At 47.5% G+C, this 19,643-nt stretch carries 21 protein-coding genes and 1 tRNA gene; 13 read left to right on the top strand and 9 right to left on the bottom strand.

Going from position 1 to position 19,643, the window contains the following annotated elements:
* Positions 1–74 precede the first annotated feature (74 nt).
* The 3 genes from fcpB to EHO61_RS16475 all read left to right on the top strand — a co-directional run bounded on the left by fcpB (position 75) and on the right by EHO61_RS16475 (position 2,203).
* The gene (fcpB, locus tag EHO61_RS16485; protein WP_135814668.1) at positions 75–899 is read left to right on the top strand and encodes a flagellar-coiling protein FcpB; all 825 of its coding nucleotides are present in this window, start codon (positions 75–77) and stop codon (positions 897–899) included.
* A gap of 102 nt (positions 900–1,001) precedes the next feature.
* On the top strand, positions 1,002–1,427 hold the full coding sequence (locus EHO61_RS16480; protein ID WP_246032197.1) for a hypothetical protein: 426 nt from the start codon (positions 1,002–1,004) through the stop codon (positions 1,425–1,427).
* A complete protein-coding gene (locus tag EHO61_RS16475; protein ID WP_135814666.1) occupies positions 1,427–2,203 on the top strand; it encodes an RsmE family RNA methyltransferase in 777 nt (258 codons plus the stop codon). The genes EHO61_RS16480 and EHO61_RS16475 overlap by 1 nt, the downstream gene beginning before the upstream one ends.
* Here the strand turns inward: EHO61_RS16475 and EHO61_RS16470 are convergent.
* Positions 2,177–3,706, bottom strand: coding sequence for a hypothetical protein (locus tag EHO61_RS16470; RefSeq protein ID WP_246032200.1), 1,530 nt, complete (start codon positions 3,704–3,706; stop codon positions 2,177–2,179). The two genes, EHO61_RS16475 and EHO61_RS16470, sit on opposite strands and share 27 nt — an antisense overlap.
* A 504-nt stretch (positions 3,707–4,210) precedes the next feature.
* On the opposite strand from EHO61_RS16470, the gene EHO61_RS16465 reads away from it, so the two are divergent.
* The 3 genes from EHO61_RS16465 (at position 4,211) to metW (ending at position 7,334) form a co-directional block, all read left to right on the top strand.
* Positions 4,211–5,515, top strand: coding sequence for an O-acetylhomoserine aminocarboxypropyltransferase/cysteine synthase family protein (locus EHO61_RS16465; protein WP_135814664.1), 1,305 nt, complete (start codon positions 4,211–4,213; stop codon positions 5,513–5,515).
* A gap of 102 nt (positions 5,516–5,617) precedes the next feature.
* The gene (gene metX, locus EHO61_RS16460; RefSeq protein ID WP_135814663.1) at positions 5,618–6,721 is read left to right on the top strand and encodes a homoserine O-acetyltransferase MetX; all 1,104 of its coding nucleotides are present in this window, start codon (positions 5,618–5,620) and stop codon (positions 6,719–6,721) included.
* 4 nt (positions 6,722–6,725) lie between these two features.
* Entirely contained in the window at positions 6,726–7,334 is a 609-nt protein-coding gene (gene metW / locus EHO61_RS16455) for a methionine biosynthesis protein MetW (RefSeq protein ID WP_135814662.1), read from the top strand.
* Here the strand turns inward: metW and EHO61_RS16450 are convergent.
* Complete coding sequence (locus tag EHO61_RS16450; RefSeq protein ID WP_167884896.1) at positions 7,331–8,395, bottom strand: D-alanine--D-alanine ligase; 1,065 nt, start codon at positions 8,393–8,395, stop codon at positions 7,331–7,333. The two genes, metW and EHO61_RS16450, sit on opposite strands and share 4 nt — an antisense overlap.
* A 43-nt stretch (positions 8,396–8,438) precedes the next feature.
* Here EHO61_RS16450 and EHO61_RS16445 point away from each other — a divergent pair, with 43 nt between their 5' ends.
* From EHO61_RS16445 to EHO61_RS16420, 6 genes are all read left to right on the top strand, one after another.
* Positions 8,439–9,839 (top strand): hypothetical protein, encoded by a 1,401-nt coding sequence (locus EHO61_RS16445; protein WP_135814660.1) that lies wholly within the window; start codon positions 8,439–8,441, stop codon positions 9,837–9,839.
* A gap of 4 nt (positions 9,840–9,843) precedes the next feature.
* On the top strand, positions 9,844–10,623 hold the full coding sequence (locus EHO61_RS16440) for an MlaE family ABC transporter permease (RefSeq protein WP_135814659.1): 780 nt from the start codon (positions 9,844–9,846) through the stop codon (positions 10,621–10,623).
* A gap of 10 nt (positions 10,624–10,633) precedes the next feature.
* Positions 10,634–11,401: an ABC transporter ATP-binding protein gene (locus EHO61_RS16435; protein WP_135814658.1), complete on the top strand. Its 768-nt coding sequence runs from the start codon at positions 10,634–10,636 to the stop codon at positions 11,399–11,401.
* Positions 11,402–11,469: 68 nt separating this feature from the next.
* Positions 11,470–12,219: a mammalian cell entry protein Mce gene (mce, locus tag EHO61_RS16430; protein ID WP_135814657.1), complete on the top strand. Its 750-nt coding sequence runs from the start codon at positions 11,470–11,472 to the stop codon at positions 12,217–12,219.
* A gap of 53 nt (positions 12,220–12,272) precedes the next feature.
* Positions 12,273–13,160, top strand: a complete 888-nt coding sequence (locus EHO61_RS16425; protein ID WP_135814656.1) for an NAD(P)-dependent oxidoreductase — start codon at positions 12,273–12,275, stop codon at positions 13,158–13,160.
* Between the two features lie 47 nt (positions 13,161–13,207).
* Positions 13,208–13,279 (top strand) — tRNA-Pro (locus tag EHO61_RS16420).
* Positions 13,280–13,313: 34 nt separating this feature from the next.
* Here EHO61_RS16420 and EHO61_RS16415 read toward each other — a convergent pair.
* The 4 genes from EHO61_RS16415 to EHO61_RS16400 are packed head-to-tail and all read right to left on the bottom strand — an operon-like array spanning position 13,314 to position 16,963.
* On the bottom strand, positions 13,314–14,177 hold the full coding sequence (locus EHO61_RS16415) for a M48 family metalloprotease (protein ID WP_135814655.1): 864 nt from the start codon (positions 14,175–14,177) through the stop codon (positions 13,314–13,316).
* Between the two features lie 41 nt (positions 14,178–14,218).
* Positions 14,219–15,076, bottom strand: coding sequence for a DUF2797 domain-containing protein (locus tag EHO61_RS16410; protein ID WP_135814654.1), 858 nt, complete (start codon positions 15,074–15,076; stop codon positions 14,219–14,221).
* Positions 15,073–15,669 (bottom strand): LIC_11883 family protein, encoded by a 597-nt coding sequence (locus EHO61_RS16405; RefSeq protein ID WP_135814653.1) that lies wholly within the window; start codon positions 15,667–15,669, stop codon positions 15,073–15,075. Before EHO61_RS16405 ends, EHO61_RS16410 begins: the two co-directional genes overlap by 4 nt.
* Before the next feature lie 31 nt (positions 15,670–15,700).
* A complete protein-coding gene (locus EHO61_RS16400) occupies positions 15,701–16,963 on the bottom strand; it encodes an exo-beta-N-acetylmuramidase NamZ family protein (RefSeq protein ID WP_135814652.1) in 1,263 nt (420 codons plus the stop codon).
* Between the two features lie 65 nt (positions 16,964–17,028).
* Between EHO61_RS16400 and EHO61_RS16395 the strand changes: the two genes are divergently transcribed.
* Complete coding sequence (locus EHO61_RS16395; RefSeq protein WP_135814651.1) at positions 17,029–18,267, top strand: lipoprotein LipL46; 1,239 nt, start codon at positions 17,029–17,031, stop codon at positions 18,265–18,267.
* Positions 18,268–18,324: 57 nt separating this feature from the next.
* On the opposite strand, the gene EHO61_RS16390 is transcribed toward EHO61_RS16395, so the two are convergent.
* The 3 genes from EHO61_RS16390 to EHO61_RS16380 all read right to left on the bottom strand — a co-directional run.
* Positions 18,325–18,876 (bottom strand): SRPBCC family protein, encoded by a 552-nt coding sequence (locus tag EHO61_RS16390; RefSeq protein ID WP_135814650.1) that lies wholly within the window; start codon positions 18,874–18,876, stop codon positions 18,325–18,327.
* Entirely contained in the window at positions 18,873–19,199 is a 327-nt protein-coding gene (locus EHO61_RS16385; protein ID WP_135814649.1) for an ArsR/SmtB family transcription factor, read from the bottom strand. Before EHO61_RS16385 ends, EHO61_RS16390 begins: the two co-directional genes overlap by 4 nt.
* A 275-nt stretch (positions 19,200–19,474) precedes the next feature.
* Positions 19,475–19,643, bottom strand: a 169-nt coding sequence (locus tag EHO61_RS16380; RefSeq protein WP_281276701.1) for a flagellin, incomplete at its 5' end; no start/stop codon positions are given.

The raw sequence follows: 19,643 nt of genomic DNA, 5'->3' as shown, positions 1-19,643 counted from the left end.
CTATATACAGGAATTTTTCGAGAATACCGAAAAATTTCAATCCGCTGACTAAAAGTACCAAGGAATAGGGGACAATGAAACGCAAAGTCGCATTTTGCCTAGCCATTTTGGCAGTAACCGGCCTACTGGACGCACAACAACAAAACCAACAAGGCCAAAAGAAGGACGATCTCCAAGCAGGAGCGGCGATCCTAGATACGGAAAAAGGCCTGGATGAACGCATCTTCGAGCTGAATCAAAGACTTACCCGGCATACGGTCTTGATGAAGATGAAGGTTCGAATCCTACCCTTCCGCACTGTCCTGTTTAAAGGAAAATCCAACGGAGACGAATGCGTCCCTGCCGTTAGCCAGGAAGATCCCGCGAACAACTGTATACGGGTGGAAGTTTACGATTTCATTAAGGACGACGAGCGCGGCCAGGGAAAAATCGTACAGGGCGGACTCGCTAAATTTATGGAGATCTATTTCGACGGCCAAAACAGCAACGATCCCGATCCTCGTATGGAGCCTCCGAGAAACATGGCTAAGTTGATCAGCAAAATATACAAAAATAATTTTCTGATCGAAGACAAGGTGATCTCCGAGATCATCGATCGTACTCCGAACGGACAGCCCGCTCATAACGATAAGGTGGAGATCTATTTCCAAAAGAACGGTTATCCCGAATACGGAAGACCGGAAACCCCTGGTGAAAAAGGCGTCGGTAAATACCTGATGGCGAGCGTGGAAAACACCAAAACCCACCCGATCAGAAACGCCTTTAAAAAACAGTTCTATATCAAGCACCTGGACGATTTCGACCGTCTCTTTACGAAGATTTTCGATTATAACGACCAGTTAGGAAACGAAAACTACAAAGAGAACGTAGACATTATGAAGGAGTCTCTGAAGTACTAAGTGAGGTATATTGTTCCCTGTTCGTCGTGCCGAACCGAACTTCGTATCCCCGTAAATCTGGGAAAGTTGACGGTTCGGTGCCCTCGCTGCTATCATTCGTTTTTGTTCGACCCGGACGATAAGTCCTCTTACGTCGGAGGCAGATACGAATCGGATGAGGAAAGTCCGAATCCCCGTTCTTTACGGGGATTTTTTCTTTTTATGGAAAACCTCTGGAAAAAAACCAAAGAAAGATTCTTTCCTAAGAGAAACGAAACCTTAGGTTGGCAATCCCCGTCTTCCCCGAGAGAATACGCGGACCCGAACTCCCGCTCCTTTTATAGAAAAAGTTTTGCGCAACGATTTGCCCGCAACTTCCTATTAGCCCTGATCTTTATCGGAATCGTACGCGCCTGCTTTTTCGGTCGGGACCGTATGATTTTTCAGGAAGAGCCCATTCCTCCTATCCAGGAAGAACCGGAGAGGCGAACATCCCCTCCGTCTTCTCCCGACGAGCCTAAGGAAGAACCTCCCCAATACGAAATCTGATGAATCTACTCCTCCTGACTCCGGAAGAGCGGATTCGAGATTCGGAATATTCCGTTAGGGACCGACAAAGGGTCGATCATATTCTGAACGTATTAAAAAAACGGGAAGGAGATTCCGTTCGAGCGGGAATCTTAAACGAGTCTTTAGGCAGCTTCCGCATCATTGCCGTTCGGGAACGGGAAATCGAAGGGAGGTATAGAAGAATCCTCTTTGCAAGCCCCCGTAACCCCAAGCTGGCATTATTCTCCGCTCTACAGAGACCCCCTACCGTGGAAAAAATACTCCAACTCGCAGGGACCTGGGGAATCTCCGAAATCGGATTTTTCAATTCCGAACTTTCCCGAAAGGAATACCTCACCTCTCCCATCTGGAGAACGGAAAATCTCAGAACGGAACTCAGGCTCGGAATGGAACAAGGCCGGTGCGTATTCGAACCTACAATACACCTTTTCTTTTCTCCTCCGCAAAGCGGAAAAAAACCCGTACTAAAAAACGATTGGAAAGCGGAACTCTCTTCCTTTCCCGGAAGACTGTTTTATCTGGACAGAAAAGGAGAATCGTTAGCGGCACGTACGGAATTCGAAAACGAGAACGCGGCTTGCGGATTCTTATTAGGGCCGGAACCCGGTTGGAGCCCCAGGGAAAAAGAGGAATTTCGCGGAATCGGAGCTCTACCCGTACGCTTATCCCGCTCCGTGCTCAGGAGCGAGCAGGCCTTGGCCTTTCTTTTAGCCCAACAGGAAGATATCTTAGAACGTAAGAGAATTCGAAAATAGAACCTTTTGCTCGTCTTGGGTAATGAAACGATTCGAAGTACTATCATACACCCAACGTCGGATGTCCTGTAAACGGATCGTTACCACTCCTAAATTCAAAGCCAATTCGATCGCTCCCACTGAATTATTGTCCAGTTTGAACGCGTCGCTGTTTTGATTGAAATTCTTTTTGGTATAATAACCGGAAAGTACCAGAGTGTTTCCCAAGGGAATGTAGACTCCGAGGAATACGCGTCTATTGTTCGTACCGCCGTATTTTTCGTAGTTCGCCTCTATGGACAACCTGTAAAAAGCCAGGATCACGGAGGTGAACGTGCCCTTCACTTTCGGACCGTTCGGATCCAAGAGTCTAGCGGCTTGCAATTTCGTTTCCGGGATATTCGAACCTACGTTCGCCTGAAACCGTTCCAATTCATAGAAACTGTCGAAGTACATAGGAATATAATTCGCATCCATATTCCGATATTCCGGTTTGATTCTGGCGTAAATATCCTTTCCGCCGACCTGAAAAACCGCACCGTAATGGGTTCCTTTCGCGTTATTCAGGTTCCGGATCGTGTTTATATCGTAGTACGGGGTCAGCTCCACATACTTGGAACTTAGGAGTTTGTATTCCGCGTCAAGGCCGGTAATCGTCAATTTTTCGGTGGTCTGCACGAGAGGGTTATTATTGGAGTCCAGCCTTAAACGTCCGGTAGTGTCGAAAGAAAGCTGGGAAGGAGCCTTTGCGTCGAAAGCTGTAGTGGCGCCGATCGCGAAACGATTTACGAAATTATCCTGATTGAACAATTCCTTCATCTTTTGTTCCGGTTTCTTTTCGATCGGAACCATCTGTTCCTTCTTCCCGTCTTCGGATAGGGCTCGGTATTTTTCCCTATCTTCCGGATCCACGCCGGCTTCTTCGTATACCTTATTCCGCCCGGCTTCGTCTGCCACGTTTCCCTGCCCTACGGACATCATGGCAAAAAGCCTGGATCTACCGGTCAATATGTCGAAGAGTTTAAACCCGACCGCAAGAGGCCTGACATACACCCTCCCCGCTCCTATTTCCCGCGAATAAACGGAATTAGTAAAAACCTGAACTCCTCCGTAATCAGAATTGATATCCGACATGAGTCCGACATTATAGTTGTCTATCCGTTGGTTGTTTACATATCTGTAAACTACGGTCCCGTGCCCGATATAACCGTCGAAAATCTTTCCCGCATAAAAGGAAAAGGTGGTTTCTCCCGGTTTGTACTGTCCGTACGTCCCGTACCAAATATTATTGATGAACCTGAGATATTCGCTTTTTTGATCGTAATCGATCTTACGTATGCTTCCCACTTTCAAGTTCGGGTCCGTGGGAGGAGGATTGTAGATCAGAAAGTTCACCGGAACCGTAAGGGACATTCCGAAATCTCCCCCGAAATTCAAATTCAAGGTCGGAGCGATATAAAAATAATAGTTGTTCTGGTATTTGTTAATACCTGCGTCGTAAGTAAACGCGTCGGCGGGCTGCATGAATTGCCTACCCGGAGGAAACCACAATTGTGCCTCGAGATCGGAAGTTCCGATCAAGGGTGCCAAAACCGATGCGAGCAGAAAGGTCCCCGGTAGGATGAAACGTCTTTTAAATTCCGCGATCGATTTTAACTTCATAATCCGTCGGCCGAAACCGGGACTCCCTTTTTCGGACCATCAAAAACTTATAGATAGTATCGTAACCCTTGGCAGGAATCTAAATCAAAACCCGCCGGGGGAAGACCGGAAAGCGGACTGGAAACGGTTCCGAAACGGTAGTTCTCTTCAGTCACTTTCTTCCTATCGGAACCGATTCATTGGGGGGAATTTTCTCGGTTTTGGAAATATTTTTCAAATGTTTTCTTTTCTCTCTTACTATTTGGAGTTATTTCTTGCAAACCCCACGATAAATCCACTATAACAAATATTTTATCCTATTTAATAGATTTTAATTGACTATATTTAACAGGATTTTAAGTTTTGTTGGAGAAGGAGCGAACACCCATGCCTAGACAATACAAACCTGAAACGATCGCACTGCACGGAGGACAGTCTCCCGACCCGACCACCACTTCCAGAGCGGTACCGTTGTACCAGACGACATCCTACGTATTTAAAGACACGGACCATGCAGCGCGCTTATTCGGCTTACAGGAATTCGGAAATATATATACCAGATTGGGAAATCCTACTACCGACGTTCTGGAGCAAAGGGTGGCTGCGTTGGAAGGTGGAATCGCGGCTTTGGCGACCGCTTCCGGCCAATCGGCGGAAACCTTGGCTCTACTGAATATCGTAGAATCAGGCCAGGAAATCGTTGCCTCTTCTTCTCTGTACGGAGGGACATATAATTTACTACATTATACTTTTCCGAAATTCGGAATCAAGGTCCATTTCGTAGACCAGTCCGATCCGGAAAATTTCAGAAAAGCGTCGAACGATAAGACGAGAGCCTTCTTTGCCGAAACGCTCGGAAACCCGAAGTTGGATACGCTCGATTTGGAAGCGGTATCTAAAGTGGCTCGCGAAATAGGAGTGCCTCTAGTCATAGACAACACTCTCCCCTCTCCTTATTTGGTAAACCCGATCGAACACGGAGCGGACATAGTCGTGCATTCCTTAACGAAATTCCTCGGCGGCCATGGGACTTCGATCGGAGGAATCATCGTAGACTCGGGAAAATTCGATTGGGGAAACGGAAAATTTAAGAATTTTACGGATCCCGATCCGAGTTACCATGGACTAAAATTTTGGGATGTTTTCGGAAAGTTCGAACCGTTCGGTGGCGTAAATATCGCCTTCATCATCAAAGCTCGCGTCCAGGGATTACGCGACCTAGGTCCTTCGATTTCCCCTTTTAACGCTTGGAACATCCTACAAGGGATCGAAACCTTGCCTTTACGTTTAACTCAACATTCATTGAACGGGCAAAAGGTCGCGGAATATCTCGCCAAACATCCTAAGGTAAATTGGGTCAACTATCCCGGACTCGCTAGCGACAAAAATCATTCCCTCGCAAAAAAATACCATAAGCGAGGACTTTACGGCGCGATACTCGGATTCGGTATCAAAGGTGATTTACCGGAGGCGAAAAAATTCATAGATCATCTGGAGCTTTTCTCCTTATTGGCGAACGTCGGAGACGCAAAGTCCTTAGCGATCCACCCTGCCTCTACGACACACCAGCAATTGACGCCTGCCGAACAACTCTCCGCCGGAGTCACCCCCGAGTTCGTACGTTTGTCGGTCGGTCTGGAACATATCGACGATATTTTAACCGATCTGGAGGAAGCTCTGAAAAAGGTGTGACGTCCGATTCTATTAAGAAAAACGTATAAAAACGGCCGCTTCTCCGGGTTTTCGATCGGGAAAATTCTGAGGGTGGCCTTCTCGATTGGTCGGAAAAGCAGGATGAATGTAAAAAAATCGGTCGGAATCGTTCAAACCCAGACTGTGCAACTTCCCGACCTGCGTCTGGGCAACGGCTCCATCCTTTCTCCCCTTTTAATCGCATACGAGACCTACGGAGTTCTTTCCGAAAAAAAAGACAATGCGATATTGATATGCCACGCGCTTTCCGGAGATGCGCACGCGGCGGGATTTCATTCGGAGTCCGACAAACGTCCCGGTTGGTGGGACGAATATGTGGGCCCGGGCAAAGCTTTCGATACTACTAAATATTTCGTTATTTCCTCCAACGTGATCGGAGGATGCAAAGGTTCTTCCGGTCCCTTAACAACGAGTCCTGTCAGCGGAAAACCTTTCGGTTCTAGCTTCCCTTTCGTTTCGATAGAGGACATGGTTGCTGCGCAAAAGTCGCTGGTTGCACATCTTGGTATAGACGTCTTATTCTGTGTGGCCGGCGGATCCATGGGCGGAATGCAGGCTTTGCAATGGAGCATTTCTTATCCGGACTGTCTTAGGAATTGCATCGTGTTAGCTTCCACTGCGGAACACTCCGCGATGCAAATCGCATTCAACGAAGTAGGAAGACAGGCGATTCTTTCCGATCCGAATTGGAATAACGGTTTGTACGAGGAAAATTCGCCGAGAAAAGGCCTTGCGTTAGCGCGGATGGTCGGGCATATCACATATCTTTCGGACGACAAGATGAGGGAAAAGTTCGGCAGAAACGCACCGAGAGGAAACCTTCTCAATTCGGACTTTGCGGTCGGAAGCTACCTGATTTATCAGGGAGAAAGTTTCGTGGATAGATTCGACGCAAATTCCTATATATACGTGACCAAAGCGCTGGACCATTTCAGTTTAGGGAAGGGAAAAGAACTCACTGCCGCTCTCAAGCCGGCCAAATGCAGATTCTTAGTGGTATCTTACAGTTCCGACTGGCTCTATCCTCCCTCGCAATCCAGGGAGATCGTCAAGAGCCTGGAAGCGTCCGATAAGAGGGTTTTTTACGTGGAATTAAATACGAAAGAAGGGCACGATAGCTTCTTACTCGCAAATCAAAAACAGGAAGACGTGCTGCGCGGATTCCTGGAAAACCCGGCGACTTAAACTCATGGATTCTAAAACACTTCCGGGAACCGCGTTAAAGGAAAGACCCGATTTTGCCTACATTCTGGACACGATAGCTCCGGGCTCTAGAGTGCTCGACTTGGGATGTGGAAATGGAGACTTGCTATACCTTCTCAGTCAAAAAGGGATCCGAGGACAAGGGATCGAAAAAGACGAGGATGCCATCGTGGAATGCATTCGCAAAGGAGTGTACGTCCACCACGGAGATATAGACGAAGGCTTGGAGCATCACGAAGACAAACGCTTCGATTACGTGATACTCAACCAAACGATCCAGGAAACCAGGCACCCCGGAGACATCATCAAGGAATGCCTCCGGATCGGAAAACGCCTGATCATCGTTTTTGCGAATTTCGGGTATTGGGAGGTCCGCTTTAAAATCCTTTTGCGAGGAAAAACTCCCGTAACCGATTTACTTCCGTACCGGTGGTTCGATACTCCGAATCTTCATTTCTTATCCGTACTGGATTTCGAGGAGTTCTGCCAGATCCGAGGCTTTACGATCGAGGACCGGGCGTTTTTCCGGGATTTGAAACAGATCAAGCTAAGGCCGAATTTCTTCGCGAAATTGGCCCTATTCCGAATCCGTTAATTACTTCCGACGGGAATCTTGCCCGCCCTCTCCAAACCGAGATCGATCAGAGATCTGTAAATCTCCTCGATAGGAATTCCCGCGGCCTTGGCTTGCTGCGGAACAAGGCTCGTTTCGGTCATTCCGGGAAGCGTATTGGTCTCCAAAACGAAGGGCTCCCCGTCCACCAAAATGAAATCGGTTCTGGAATACCCTTCGCACCCTAGAGCTTGGTGAGCGGCAATCGCTTGGTTTTGTACCTTGGAAAAAACCGACTCAGGAAGTCTAGCCGGAGTGATTTCCTGAGAAAGTCCCGGTTTGTATTTCGATTCCAGGTCGAAAAATTCCCCGCCCGGGATGATTTCCGTAGGGGGAAGCGCCATCCTAACGAGTTTTCCGGAAACTTTTCTTTCCCAAACACCGCAGGAAACTTCCGTACCGGAAAGAAATTTCTGGAGAATCGCACGGTCTTGGTGTTTAAAAAACTCCTCCAACTTCGGCTTCAAGTCTTCCCTTCGATCGATCCTGAAGGTATGATAACTTGAGCCGCCTTCCACGGGTTTCAGGAACAGAGGAAATTCGAGCTCGGAAGAGTCCAACAACTTGGGTCCGCTCTGAAAGTCGTTTTTTCCGATCTCCCAAAACGGAGCCACATTCATCCCCACGGAGCGAAACAGACGATTGGCTCGAATCTTATCCATCGCGATCGCGGACGCTTCGACGGCGGAACCCGTATATGGAATTCCCAATACGCTTAGGAAACCCTGCATACGACCGTCTTCCCCTAAAGCTCCGTGCAACCCGAGAAAAACGATATCGCAGTCAAGACCGGAGAAGGCCTCCGCTTGGACTCCGTTTTTCTTCTCGAACTCTTTTTGGTACGAGTCGGGATCGGTCGGTACTCCTTCGGGTAAAAATAACCGATATTCATTAGGAATCACCCACTTCGCATCCCTCGTAATAAGAATGGGTTTGACCTGATGTCCCATGGAAACCAATGTCCTACATATGAATGCACCTGTCCTTAGGGATATTACGTGCTCCGTGGACGTTCCTCCGAACAAGACCGCGATCTTCAACAAACCAATCTCTCCTTTCTCTAAACCCAAGGGAAAATCCTGAAGAATGAGATTTCCTAGAATTCTCCTTATCCTTTTCTTCCTCTTTTGTACGGAAAGTCTATTTTCGGAATTCCCGTTCAAACCGGTTTCCCCCTATCCTTCCGAATACAGCCAATTCTGGTTTTTGTACCAAAACGAAAAAAGACTAGGAGAAGAGGAACAAATCTACCGTCCTTTCTTTTCCTATTATAGGGAAACAAAATCGAATTACAAATATAGAACTTTTCTATTTCCGATCTTCTATTCGGAACAGACGGATTACTGGAAAGTTTGGTCCTTTCTATTCTTTGCCACAGGTACGGAGACCTTTCACGACGACCAAGGTTGGGACGAAGACACTCTCTCCCCTCTTCTGATCTGGGGCAAAGGGGATACGGCCAGAGAATCGTATTTCGGTTTTTTTCCTTTTTACGGAAGGTTACGGAGCAAACTTTCCTACGCCGAACTGAACTTCACGCTTTTTCCCATTTATACGAATTGGAAGTACAAAACGTACAATGCCCATTCCGTACTCTGGCCTATCTTTTTGTACGGAAGTTCCGACGTCAGGAGCGAATTCCGCCTTTTTCCTTTCTTCTCGCGGAAAATACATAAGGGAAAATACGAACGATATTCTCTCCTCTGGCCGTTTTTCCAATGGGGAGAAACCTTCCAGGACAAACGGGAGCCTGCCTCGTACTGGATGTTCTGGCCTTTTTATCTTTCCAAAGACTCGGCTTACGGAAACTTAAAGGTCCGATCCTTTCTCTGGTTCCCCATCTTAGGAGCGCTTTTTTCCTATGGATATGATAAGCGAACCCAGGAACTGGATTGGAACGCTCTGTTCTTTCTTTTCCAGTACGGTAGAAACGACGACGAAGATTACAGAAAAATGATCTTCTTTCCGTTTTACGGTTACTATCGCTTCGCCTATAAGGAAACCCGTTTCTTGACTCCGTTCTATTTCCGTTTAAGTTCCGACACCTATCACATCAAATCTTCCGAAACCTATCTGATTCCGTTTTGGTGGAGGACGAACCGAACCTATGTCCAATGGGGACGAGAAGAAAACTATTACAAACTCTGGCCCCTTTTCCGTTGGCACGAGGACCGGGACGGAAATCTCACCTGGAATCTTCTTTCTCTTTTTCCGTTGAAATCGGAAATTGTAGAGAGGATTTGGGATCCGGTCTGGTCCATCGTCGAATACCAAAGGCTGTCCAATGGGGAAAAAAGACTCTCCTTACTGATGAGATTGTACACGCAAAGATGGTCCAAGGAAGAGTTTCACGTGCACATCCCTTTCATAGTCGAATATTCCTCCACTCCGGAAAAAACATCCTATCAATTCCTGTACGGATTTTTCGGGGTGGAAAAAGATAGGGAAAAAACCACCGTTCAAATTCTCTGGTGGATTAAGATATAAAAGAATGTTCGAAACTTTCAAGGAAAAGACGAACGAAGTCCTGTATGCGGCGGGATTTACGATTTTACTCATAGCGGAAACGTTTTTAAGCCTGCGTTTTTCCGTCGAAAAACGTAAGGAAATCCTGGACCAAATGTTCATCGCCGGAGTCGGAAGTCTTTTCGTGGTTTCCGTCGTCGCTGTTTTTACCGGAATGCTTTTGACCCTGAATACCGGATTAGGCTTAAAGGATTTCGGCGCGGAAGGACAGGTAGGTCTCCTCTTAACAGTTACCCTAACTCGGGAAATGTCCCCTTTCATGACCGCGCTGATTTTGGCCGCTTCCATAGGATCCGCGATGGCCGCCGAAATCGGAACCATGAAGGTCTCCGAAGAGATCGACGCGCTGGAAGTCATGTCCATCGATCCGGTTCGATTTCTGGTCTTTCCCCGGATCTTAGGCTTCTCAATCATGGTTCCCGTCTTGTGCGTCTATTCCAGTATATTAGGAATCTGCGGAGGAGCCGTCGTCGGACATTTCCAACTCGGTCTGGAATTCATCGTCTACTTCCAAGACGTGTATGAAAGAATCACTTCCATTCCCGGACTCAAGGACTTATACACCGGATTATTCAAAGGCTACATATTCGGACTTATCATTTCTTCCATTTCCTGCTCTCACGGTTTGAGAACGAGCGGCGGGGCCATCGGAGTGGGACGAGCGACCAGAGAGTCAGTGGTAAACTCTTTCCTAATGGTCATCTTCTTCGGATACGTGATTACTGCGATCTTCTACAGACAATAGGCGGATCGGAATGGAACCTTATGCGATAGAAATCGTCAACATGCACAAGTCCTTCGGTTCCCGAAAGATTTTACGAGGAATGGACCTGCAAGTCAAAAAAGGTGAAACGAGAGTGATCCTAGGGCCCTCCGGAACCGGCAAGTCGGTGACATTAAAGCATATCACGGGACTCCTGAATCCGGATGCGGGAGAATGTAGGATTTTCGGGGAAAGAATTTCCGGCACGACGGACGCAGAAAGGAAAAGACTTCGTTCCAAAATGGGGGTATTATTCCAATCCGGAGCGCTCATCAACTGGATGACGGTTTTCGATAATGTGGCTCTCCCCTTACGGGAGCACAAATTATTTCCGGAAGAGGACATCCAGAGGATCGTCTCGGAAAAATTGAGACTCGTGGATATGACCATCGCAAAAGACAATTATCCCAATGATATTTCCGGAGGAATGAAAAAAAGGGCCGGGCTGGCCCGTGCCATCGCATCGAATCCGGAAATCATTCTTTACGATGAACCTACATCCGGCTTGGATCCGGTCATGTCCAACGTGATCAACGAATTAATTATTCGGATCCGACAGGAGACGGGGGCTGCCCAAATTGTAGTGACTCACGATATGTCCAGCGCGTATATGATCGCGGATCGGATTTCCTTCTTTTACGGAGGGCAGGTTCTTTTTACCGGGACGCCCGAGGAAGTCAAAACTTCCGACAATGAATTCGTACGCCAATTCGTGACGGGTTCGACGAAGGGTCCTATGGTACTGGAAACGAAATCTTGAAAAAATGGGTCCTAGATGAAGCGGCTCCAAGCGAAAGTCGATACTAGTAACGGAGAATCGGATAAAAAATGAAATCGTTTCGTTATCTTTTGGTCGGAGCCATCTTTTCCGTGGCACTGGTCGTGGTAGGTTATTTTACCGTCATGACGGAAGGAGGTCCCGTACAAAAGAGAGGGGAATTCATAAAGATCAATTTCAAAAATGCGGACGGCATAAAGGTAGGAAACAAGGTCACCGTACAGGGAGTTCCCTTCGGCTACGTTTCGAATATCCGTCTCATCCAGATCGACGAGGAAGGAAGAGTCCTTCCCTCCGGAGAGATAGGAATCGCGACCAGGGTGGAAGTCACCATCTTATTAAAGGAACCCTTACGTATGTACGAAAATTACGATATTACGATCCGAAACGAAAGCCTTCTTTCCGGAAGATTGATTTCCATCGATCCGGGAACGGCGGAAGCTCCTCCCGAGGCCAAACTTCCGGCCGGCACCACGTTTCAGACCGTCGATTATAAAAAAGGATCCTCCCTTAAAGGTAGGGTACTGCAGGATCCGTTAGTCTCTCTCTCCGAATTGATCGCCGAGAATAGAGGAGACATCCGGAGAACCTTTTCCAACGTCGCAGACATCACTACGAAGGTGAATAACGGCGACGGAACTCTCGGAAGATTGATCAATCGGGACGACCTCCATACGAATATCAATACCGTACTTACCGATGCTCAGATCGTGCTCCGCGAGTTGCGCGAAGGTCTGGAGGATACGAGGGAACAGGCTCCGGTTACGAGCTTCATCCGCGCGGCTCTTAGCTCGTTCTGAATCGGATTCTTTTTCCTTGCAAGTTACCGCTGCCGGAGGGAGAAAAGTCAGCTATGTCGTTTTTGCCTGAAATCGCTATCATCGGAACCGGAATCATGGGAAGAGGAATGGCTGCAAATCTCTCCGCCAAAGGCTTTCCTCTCCGCCTGTTTGCGAGAAACCCGGAAAAAATCCGGGATTTGGAATCTCCAACCGTATCCATTCATACGGACCCGAAATCTGCCGCTAAGGGCTCCTTTCTCGTCATTCTCTGCCTGACGGAAGATTCCGTAGTAGAAGACATCGTATTCCAAAAAGGAATTCTGGAAAGCGGCTGCAAATATCTCCTGGATACCGGAACCACTTCTCCGGAACTTACGGAACGGATCGGGGAAGCCTGTCTTTCCAAAGGAATCTCTTTCCGGGACGCGCCGATGACCGGTTCCAAGAACGCGTCCAGAGACGGTCAGATCTTATTTATGTTGGGAGCGAAAGACCGTGCGGAGATTTCCGAAATCTCATTCTTCTTCGATACCTGCGGCAAGAACGTCGTCTATTGCGGCGGCATCGGAGATGGGCAAAGAGCGAAAATCGCGTTAAACATGGTACAAGCCGGGATCTTTCAAGTATACATGGAAGGATTCCAGTTAGCCGCAAGTCAGGGAATTTCCCCCGACATACTGAAAGAGATCCTGGTCCAATCCGCGGCAAAATCAGGAATTAGCGAATTCAAATTTCCTTTCGTATTTTCCGGAAACTACGAGACCCATTTTTCGCTCAAGAATATGAGAAAAGACGTAAAGCACGCCTCGGCCTTGGCTCGGAATTCCGGAACTCCACTCGCCCTCTGTTCCTGCCTGGACGGGATTTACGATTTAGGGATGGAACGCGGATTGGGAGAAATGGACTATTGCAGTTTAAACGAGGTCACCGCAAAAATCCGATCTCGGGCTTCCGGTTAAAATTGCCTTGCCTTTCCGCTTCGCCGGAGAATTCTGTCCTGGAGATTCGGGATGTAGCGCAGCGGTAGCGCACTTCGTTCGGGACGAAGGGGTCGCTGGTTCAAATCCAGTCATCCCGACGTTTTCTCTAGCGGAAAACTTATCCTCGGAGACCTACTCCTCTCCCTTCGTATCCCCTAAAAGAGCCCCTATCTTTTGTCTGTACCTTTCCCGAAAAAAGGATTCCGGTTTCGGCTCGCCGATTCCCGCAGCTTTTAATCGTTTTTCATTGTCTGCGATCCTGTCGTCGTCCATCGGGTGAGTGCTCAAATATTTTCCGAGCGGTAAAGAATCCTCTTTGTCTCCCGAATGCTTCTGTCTCCAACGTTTGATTTCCCGAAAGAAATTCGCACTTGCCCCGGGATAATAAGGAGTCGCCCGCATATACTGGAATCCTAATGCGTCCGCCTCCTCCTCCGCACCCCTGCTATTTGCCAAAGAAAGTAGATTGGAGGAGATAGAGGCCATGCCCGAGGCATGTTGCGCCAAATCTGGACCGAGCACATAAGCCAGAACCAGATAGATCGCAAAGTAAGTGGCGATGCTTGAGGACAACTGTTTCATGGAATGTCTTTTTTCGGCGTGGGCGATTTCATGGGCCAGTATTCCGGCCAAGGTTGCTTCGTCTTTGATGAAATGCAAAAGACCGGTATAAACGAAGATATAACCGCCCGGAGCGCAGACCGCATTGATAACGGAATCGTCGTTTAAGATCGTGACCTTGTACGGAAATTCCTGTTTGAACCGGATCTCTTTCGCCTTCAGAACTCTGGAAGCCACATCCTGGACGTAGGTACGCAACCTTTCGTTACGCAATACGTGCATTCCTTCCTTTCCTTGAACGGCAGCATCGTAAAATTGCTTTCCTAAGAATTCATCCAAGGAAATCGGAAAAGCGGTTTCCACCACCCAACCGCAGGAGTTAAAAAATAAGCCTAAGCAAAGTACGGAAGAAAAAGCGAAACGTCTAGAATTCATAGGAGTCCTTCCAGAAAACAGGAAGATTTATTCTTTGTCGATTAGGATTCGACGGAAAGACGGATCTCATAGCCTGCATATGCACGTAAATTGATGACTCCGTCTTCGAAAAGCATGTATTGGCCTTTGATCCCGAGAAACAGAGAATCGATTTTCGTCTCCTTTTCCGGTTGAAAGGATTTCGCCTTTGCGGGATATCGAAGAAAAGGATAACGGATCTTGGTGGACTCCCTCGTAGGAACCACTTGATAGACCACATCCAGATCCCACGCTTCCAATTGGGATAAAAGTTCGTCCTTTTTCGAGGCAAGATCCGCCGGAACGGAGTCAGTGGTCACCATGGTTTGCCACTTCGTCTTATCGTCTATGATGGAGGAGAATTTCTTTTCGATCACTCCTGCATCCCTTCTGGATCGAACCTCCAACAAGGGAATCGCTTCTTGGGCTCCTTGGTCCACCCAGCGGTTCGAAACCGGTTGTTCTTTCGTGATTCCCACTTTCAGTCCGCTGGTATTGGCAAGATAAACGGTATGTTTTTGAAAACATTGTTCCTCTCCCCAATCCGGTTCCCTGCAAGTACCCAAATGAAAATGACAGATCTCCGGTTTGAGGATGCACAAGTCGTTTTGCGCCAAGGACTGAAAGCAGGAAAAACAACTTCCCTGGTTAAAACTTTTTTTCGTATGCTTTCCGCAGTGGATACAGCGGATGTCTCCAGTGAATTCCAAGGAAACCTTTTTTCCCAAAAAGGAAGGGAACCTAAAATCCTGTTTCGGATACGTCGCGGACGATTTCCCCGAATTGCCGTCCTGATATTCGGCCACCACCCAGGAGTACTCGACAGGATCCAAACCTTCATGGTCCAGCATACGAAGATAACCGGAAGACAATTGTTTCATGGAAAAAAATACTCCCTTCCACCCAAGGGACGAAGCAAATCGTCCACCTTCACTTCCAAAATCGTGCGCAGTTCGGAACCTTGCCAATCAAAGACTACGATCGTATCACCGGACACATAATGGCTCAACTTCCCGTTGTTCAGATAAAACAAACGTAATTCGCTTTTGTCTCCATCCTTCGGAGGAACGAATAAGGCCCCTTTCCCGGCCAAAGTGCTTCCCTCGTACCATTTTGCGGAAATCGGAACGGCGGCCGGAAGCGATAAATCGGGGGAATAAGCGCGGGAAAGATTCTCCTTTGGAGCGGGATTTTCCTCGAACTTTCCGGATTCCAAAAAAGAGCAGTTGAAATGATCCGCTAATCGGGGAAAATCGCTCGGACACGATACGGGAAATATCTCCCTTTCCTGTAAAAAAGGAACTCCTTTCCGGACGCTCTGTGCGATCTTCGCGAAAGCGTAATATTTTAAGCGTCCCAGAATTTGCTTCAGGTTGTATTGCTTCCAATCTCCGCCGGAATGCTGCGGCTCCGCGACCAAATTCTGGTGAAATAAGATTGTCGCTGTCACGAGGAGCGCTCCGAAAAAGTTCATTCAAAATTCCTAATACAAAAACAAGCGATCATTAATACATCATATATTTACGGAGGGATCGATTCGCGTTTTCTTCCGCTTCGGAAAAGGATTTTTTAAAATCCGCGTATTCCATTCCGGAGTCGATCGACCGCCTAAAACGTTCCGTACCCCAAAGAAAATCTATGTTATGCGAACCGTCCGGATACTGTCTCCAACGAAAGTCCTTGTATTTCTTTTTTAGAACGGAAACGAGAAGATACGCCATCCGAATCGGATCGTAATTTTTATTCACGACAGTCAATCGCAACCCCCTGCAGATCTCCCCTTTAAACGGCCCGAACGTTGGCTTAAAAAATACGCTCTGGTAATAATAGTCCCCTTTGCTACCTTCGTTCAATTCGGAAAGAAGCGCGTCAGGCTCGCTCATCCAAGGCGCTCCGAAATACACGAAAGGGGCTTGGGTTCCACGACCGACGGAAACGTTTACTCCTTCCAAGAGCACCAAACCCAGATAGTTCCGCGCGGATTCCAACATGGGAAGATTCGGAGAAGGAGTGATCCAGGCTATCCCTTCCTTTTCCCAATCGAATCCTCGTTTCAAATTCTTTGGGGAGATCACTTCCAGTTTGATTTTGTTGGAAAGGTATTCTCCGTTATAAAACATGGCCGCTTCTCCCATCGTCATTCCCGTAAAAAATAAGGAAGGAAATTCTCCCGCAAAATTTAAGAATTTCTTTTCGAGATTCTCTCCGCGAGCCCCTAAATACAAGGCGGGATTCGGATGATCCAAAAGTATAAATCGAGTCGTTTCCGCATCCGGAAGATTGTCCATCAACCGTTTTAGAACGCTCAAATAAGTATAGCATCTCATTCCCATATCCATCACGTCGAATATGATGGCGTCCCCCCCTTTCAAAATGGCAGGGATCTCTGAGTTTTTCACTTTATATATATGATAAATGGGTAACTGAAACGTTTCGTCCACGGTCACGGGAGATTTGCTGAAATCCTCTTCCAAACCCAAGAAGCCGTGCTCTAGTCCGATAAGGTGTTTGATCTTGACCTTCTTTTCTTTGAATTCCCTGAGAATCTTCTCCGGATATTTTCCGATTCCGGAAGGATTCGTGACTAAGATCACGGTTTTGCCGGCGAGTGAGGGAAGTATTTCTTCGTAAAAAGCGACTTCCGACGGGATGATTTTGGAATTGGAGATATGTCTGCGAGAAGAGGCTTCTGCGCACGAATCGGAGGTAATTGTCAGAAAAAAAATGATTAAAGTTAGGATTTTTTTGTTTCTTTCTTTGAACCGCATGTAAGAACCCTTATTTGTTCACTAAATAGACAGAATTCTATTCTTCAAGGAGAAAAAGGAGCGATATGGCTATGTTGCCCATCCTGCGGATTTCCGCTCTAACCCTCGTCCTCTCTTTCGCTATTGCTTGCGCCACCGGAAGTGCTAGCGGTCGTAAAAAAAAGGAATACTACGAAATTAACGGAGACCAAGTCACCGTGATGGGAGAAGCTCCCATCTATAACGGCGATAAAACGAACGCAAAACAACGCGCATTAAAAGACGCGAAAATCAATGCGGTTCGGAAGGTGGTCGGCGAGCAGATTACCAGTAAAAGCCAGGCTTCCGACGGAGAAAGTCTAGGCTCCAGCCTTTTATCCAAAACGGACGCATTCGTAAAGTCTTACGATATCGTGGATGAGGCCGAAGGAAAAATCGATACCCAGCCGATCCTAAAATTGACCGTAAGATGTACGATCGAACAAAGCAAACTTTCGACCGCCGTGGATTCTCTCTTGGCGGATGTGGGAAACCCGAGAGTCGTCATCGTCGTACCTTCTAAGGTCGGCGGCCAACCGGTTCCCCCTCTAACCGCGAATAACATAGCGGAAGCGGAAATCGCCAAGAACCTGAAGAAAGCCGGTAACAAAGTCGTGGATGCTGCCACCGCGGCTAAAACCGTAAATAAATCCCAAGTAGATCCGAGCACTGTGGATGCCGGATCTCCTATAGTCGCTCAAGCTCAGGCTTCCGGAGCGGAAGTCATGATCATAGGCAATGTGGAAACCGAGGACCAGCCTGTAGTATCCAGCATAGGTGGAAAAAATCTGGATCGTCCCCTATTCAATACCGCAGCCACCGGATCCTACAAAGTGATCCTTCTTTGGGGAGACGGTAAGATTGTGGACTCCGGAACCGGTGACGGTAGAGCGGCAGACATCACCCAAAAAGTATCCCGCGAAAAGGCGGTATCCCAATGGGCGGAAAGCGTCGCCAAAAAGGTGAACAAACAACTCAAAGAAGAATGGTTCAACCTTACGGAAAACAACACGATCATCCTGAAATTCACCGGTTTGAATGCGGACGAGTCGACCAAATTCAAGGACGACCTGACCGAGTTCACCGCAGCGAAGGATATCAACGTCCGTACTTCCGACGCGAACGGTTCGGAGTGGGAAGTGACCTACCCGGGCAAAGACGCTCTGTTTATGGACGAGTTGGTTTATAAAAAGGACCGCGGGTTCACCTTCTTGGCCACCAAAAATATGACCGTCAAATCCGCTACTCGCGGAGTGGTCACCCTGGAGTTCAAGCCGAACAACTGATCGGATGGAAAACCTTGCGTAGGAAAAACCGGCGAGAGATCGCCGGTTTTTTTGTTTTTAGCGCGGGATTTGTTCTTTGATTATCTTTCCGTATTCGGATTCGTATCTGAAAAAACTTTCCCAAAACCGCGGGACTTTCTCTTTGGACAATTTGGAAACCAATATATCCAGATGGGAATGCCATCCGGCCGATACCATGAGCTTCTCATCGTCTTTCGATAATTTATGATGTTTTAAAGTAAGAAGAACGTCCTCGCCTTTCTGTGCCAGCTCGAAACTGACTTCGGAATCCGGCCCCCAGGTAAAACTTAGGAATCTGGGCGGATCGCACGCGATTACGGTTTCCTGACCGACCGCCCCGTTTTCCATATGCTTGAATCTTTCTGGATAGGTTTTCTCTTCCGAAAGTTCCGAGTGCAGAAAATGCAATTCCACCTTGCCTCCGACCCTCAATTCCATCGGTCCTTTGGCGAGCCAAGTCCCGCGCTTTTCCGAATCCGTTAAATATTCCCAAACCGTTTCGATCGGTCCCGGAAGGATTCTTTCGAATTGTATTTCCTGTACCGAAGTGAAATTTCCGAAATTCCTGTTCGTACTTGTGTCTCTCATTTTGAATCTCTCTCCTTTCTTCTTTGGTTCGCTTTCAATTCCCTTTCCAACGCGTTCAAACGCCCTTCCCAGAATCTCTTTGCAAGATCCAACCAATCCTGAATTTCCCTCCAGCCGGTATAATCCAGGGAATGAATCCGCTTTTGACCTTCCACACGGACTTGGATCAGGTTCGCCTCCCGGAGCACTTTCAAGTGCTGCGAAATCGCGGCGGCACTGATATTGAATCGGGAAACGATTTCTCCGGAGGATTTTTCTCCGTCAAAGAGGGTCTCCAGTATTTTACGCCTTGTAGGATCCCCTACGGCATCTAAAGCGAGCATACCCTATATTTAAGCTATAACTTAATTAAGTCAATACTTAAATTTAGAAAATCTTTTTATTTAGCTATATCCGGGGTTCGAAACTTGCGAGATTAGAATCCGAGACGTAGATTTTTGTCCGGCGCCTCCGCACTTTTTTTCCGAATCTATTTAGAAAAATCGAATTTAGACGAATAGAAATCTAACGAAGGATTGCGAGAGATTTTTGAGACCGCTTAAAAGAAAAAAACCACCGGAAGAAGAATCTTCCGGTGGCACTTCCGTCCCGAGGAGAACTACATCTGGAGAAGCTTAAGAACCGAATTCGGTTTTACGTTGGCCTGCGCTAACATCGCCGTACCACTCTGCACGAGTATTTGTTTTGTGGTCAGCGCAACCATTTCCTCCGCCATATCGGCGTCCCGAATTCTGGATTCCGATGCCTGCATATTTTCGTATGCCGCC

This window comes from Leptospira fluminis (genome assembly GCF_004771275.1).
Taxonomy (GTDB): Bacteria; Spirochaetota; Leptospiria; order Leptospirales; family Leptospiraceae; genus Leptospira_B; species Leptospira_B fluminis.
This window is presented reverse-complemented; position numbering and strand designations above follow the sequence as displayed.

Bases quoted from the DNA above. Each gene is read 5' to 3' on its own strand.
- EHO61_RS16435 (WP_135814658.1), top strand. From the start codon at position 10,634: ATGGAACCTTATGCGATAGAAATCGTCAACATGCACAAGTCCTTCGGT.
- EHO61_RS16395 (WP_135814651.1), top strand. From the start codon at position 17,029: ATGGCTATGTTGCCCATCCTGCGGATTTCCGCTCTAACCCTCGTCCTC.
- EHO61_RS16400 (WP_135814652.1), bottom strand. From the start codon at position 16,963: ATGCGGTTCAAAGAAAGAAACAAAAAAATCCTAACTTTAATCATTTTT.
- EHO61_RS16415 (WP_135814655.1), bottom strand. From the start codon at position 14,177: ATGAATTCTAGACGTTTCGCTTTTTCTTCCGTACTTTGCTTAGGCTTA.
- EHO61_RS16445 (WP_135814660.1), top strand. From the start codon at position 8,439: ATGAGATTTCCTAGAATTCTCCTTATCCTTTTCTTCCTCTTTTGTACG.
- EHO61_RS16405 (WP_135814653.1), bottom strand. From the start codon at position 15,669: ATGAACTTTTTCGGAGCGCTCCTCGTGACAGCGACAATCTTATTTCAC.
- EHO61_RS16390 (WP_135814650.1), bottom strand. From the start codon at position 18,876: ATGAGAGACACAAGTACGAACAGGAATTTCGGAAATTTCACTTCGGTA.
- metW (WP_135814662.1), top strand. From the start codon at position 6,726: ATGGATTCTAAAACACTTCCGGGAACCGCGTTAAAGGAAAGACCCGAT.
- EHO61_RS16465 (WP_135814664.1), top strand. From the start codon at position 4,211: ATGCCTAGACAATACAAACCTGAAACGATCGCACTGCACGGAGGACAG.
- EHO61_RS16410 (WP_135814654.1), bottom strand. From the start codon at position 15,076: ATGAAACAATTGTCTTCCGGTTATCTTCGTATGCTGGACCATGAAGGT.
- EHO61_RS16470 (WP_246032200.1), bottom strand. From the start codon at position 3,706: ATGCAGCCCGCCGACGCGTTTACTTACGACGCAGGTATTAACAAATAC.
- EHO61_RS16440 (WP_135814659.1), top strand. From the start codon at position 9,844: ATGTTCGAAACTTTCAAGGAAAAGACGAACGAAGTCCTGTATGCGGCG.
- EHO61_RS16475 (WP_135814666.1), top strand. From the start codon at position 1,427: ATGAATCTACTCCTCCTGACTCCGGAAGAGCGGATTCGAGATTCGGAA.
- EHO61_RS16425 (WP_135814656.1), top strand. From the start codon at position 12,273: ATGTCGTTTTTGCCTGAAATCGCTATCATCGGAACCGGAATCATGGGA.
- mce (WP_135814657.1), top strand. From the start codon at position 11,470: ATGAAATCGTTTCGTTATCTTTTGGTCGGAGCCATCTTTTCCGTGGCA.
- EHO61_RS16385 (WP_135814649.1), bottom strand. From the start codon at position 19,199: ATGCTCGCTTTAGATGCCGTAGGGGATCCTACAAGGCGTAAAATACTG.
- fcpB (WP_135814668.1), top strand. From the start codon at position 75: ATGAAACGCAAAGTCGCATTTTGCCTAGCCATTTTGGCAGTAACCGGC.
- metX (WP_135814663.1), top strand. From the start codon at position 5,618: ATGAATGTAAAAAAATCGGTCGGAATCGTTCAAACCCAGACTGTGCAA.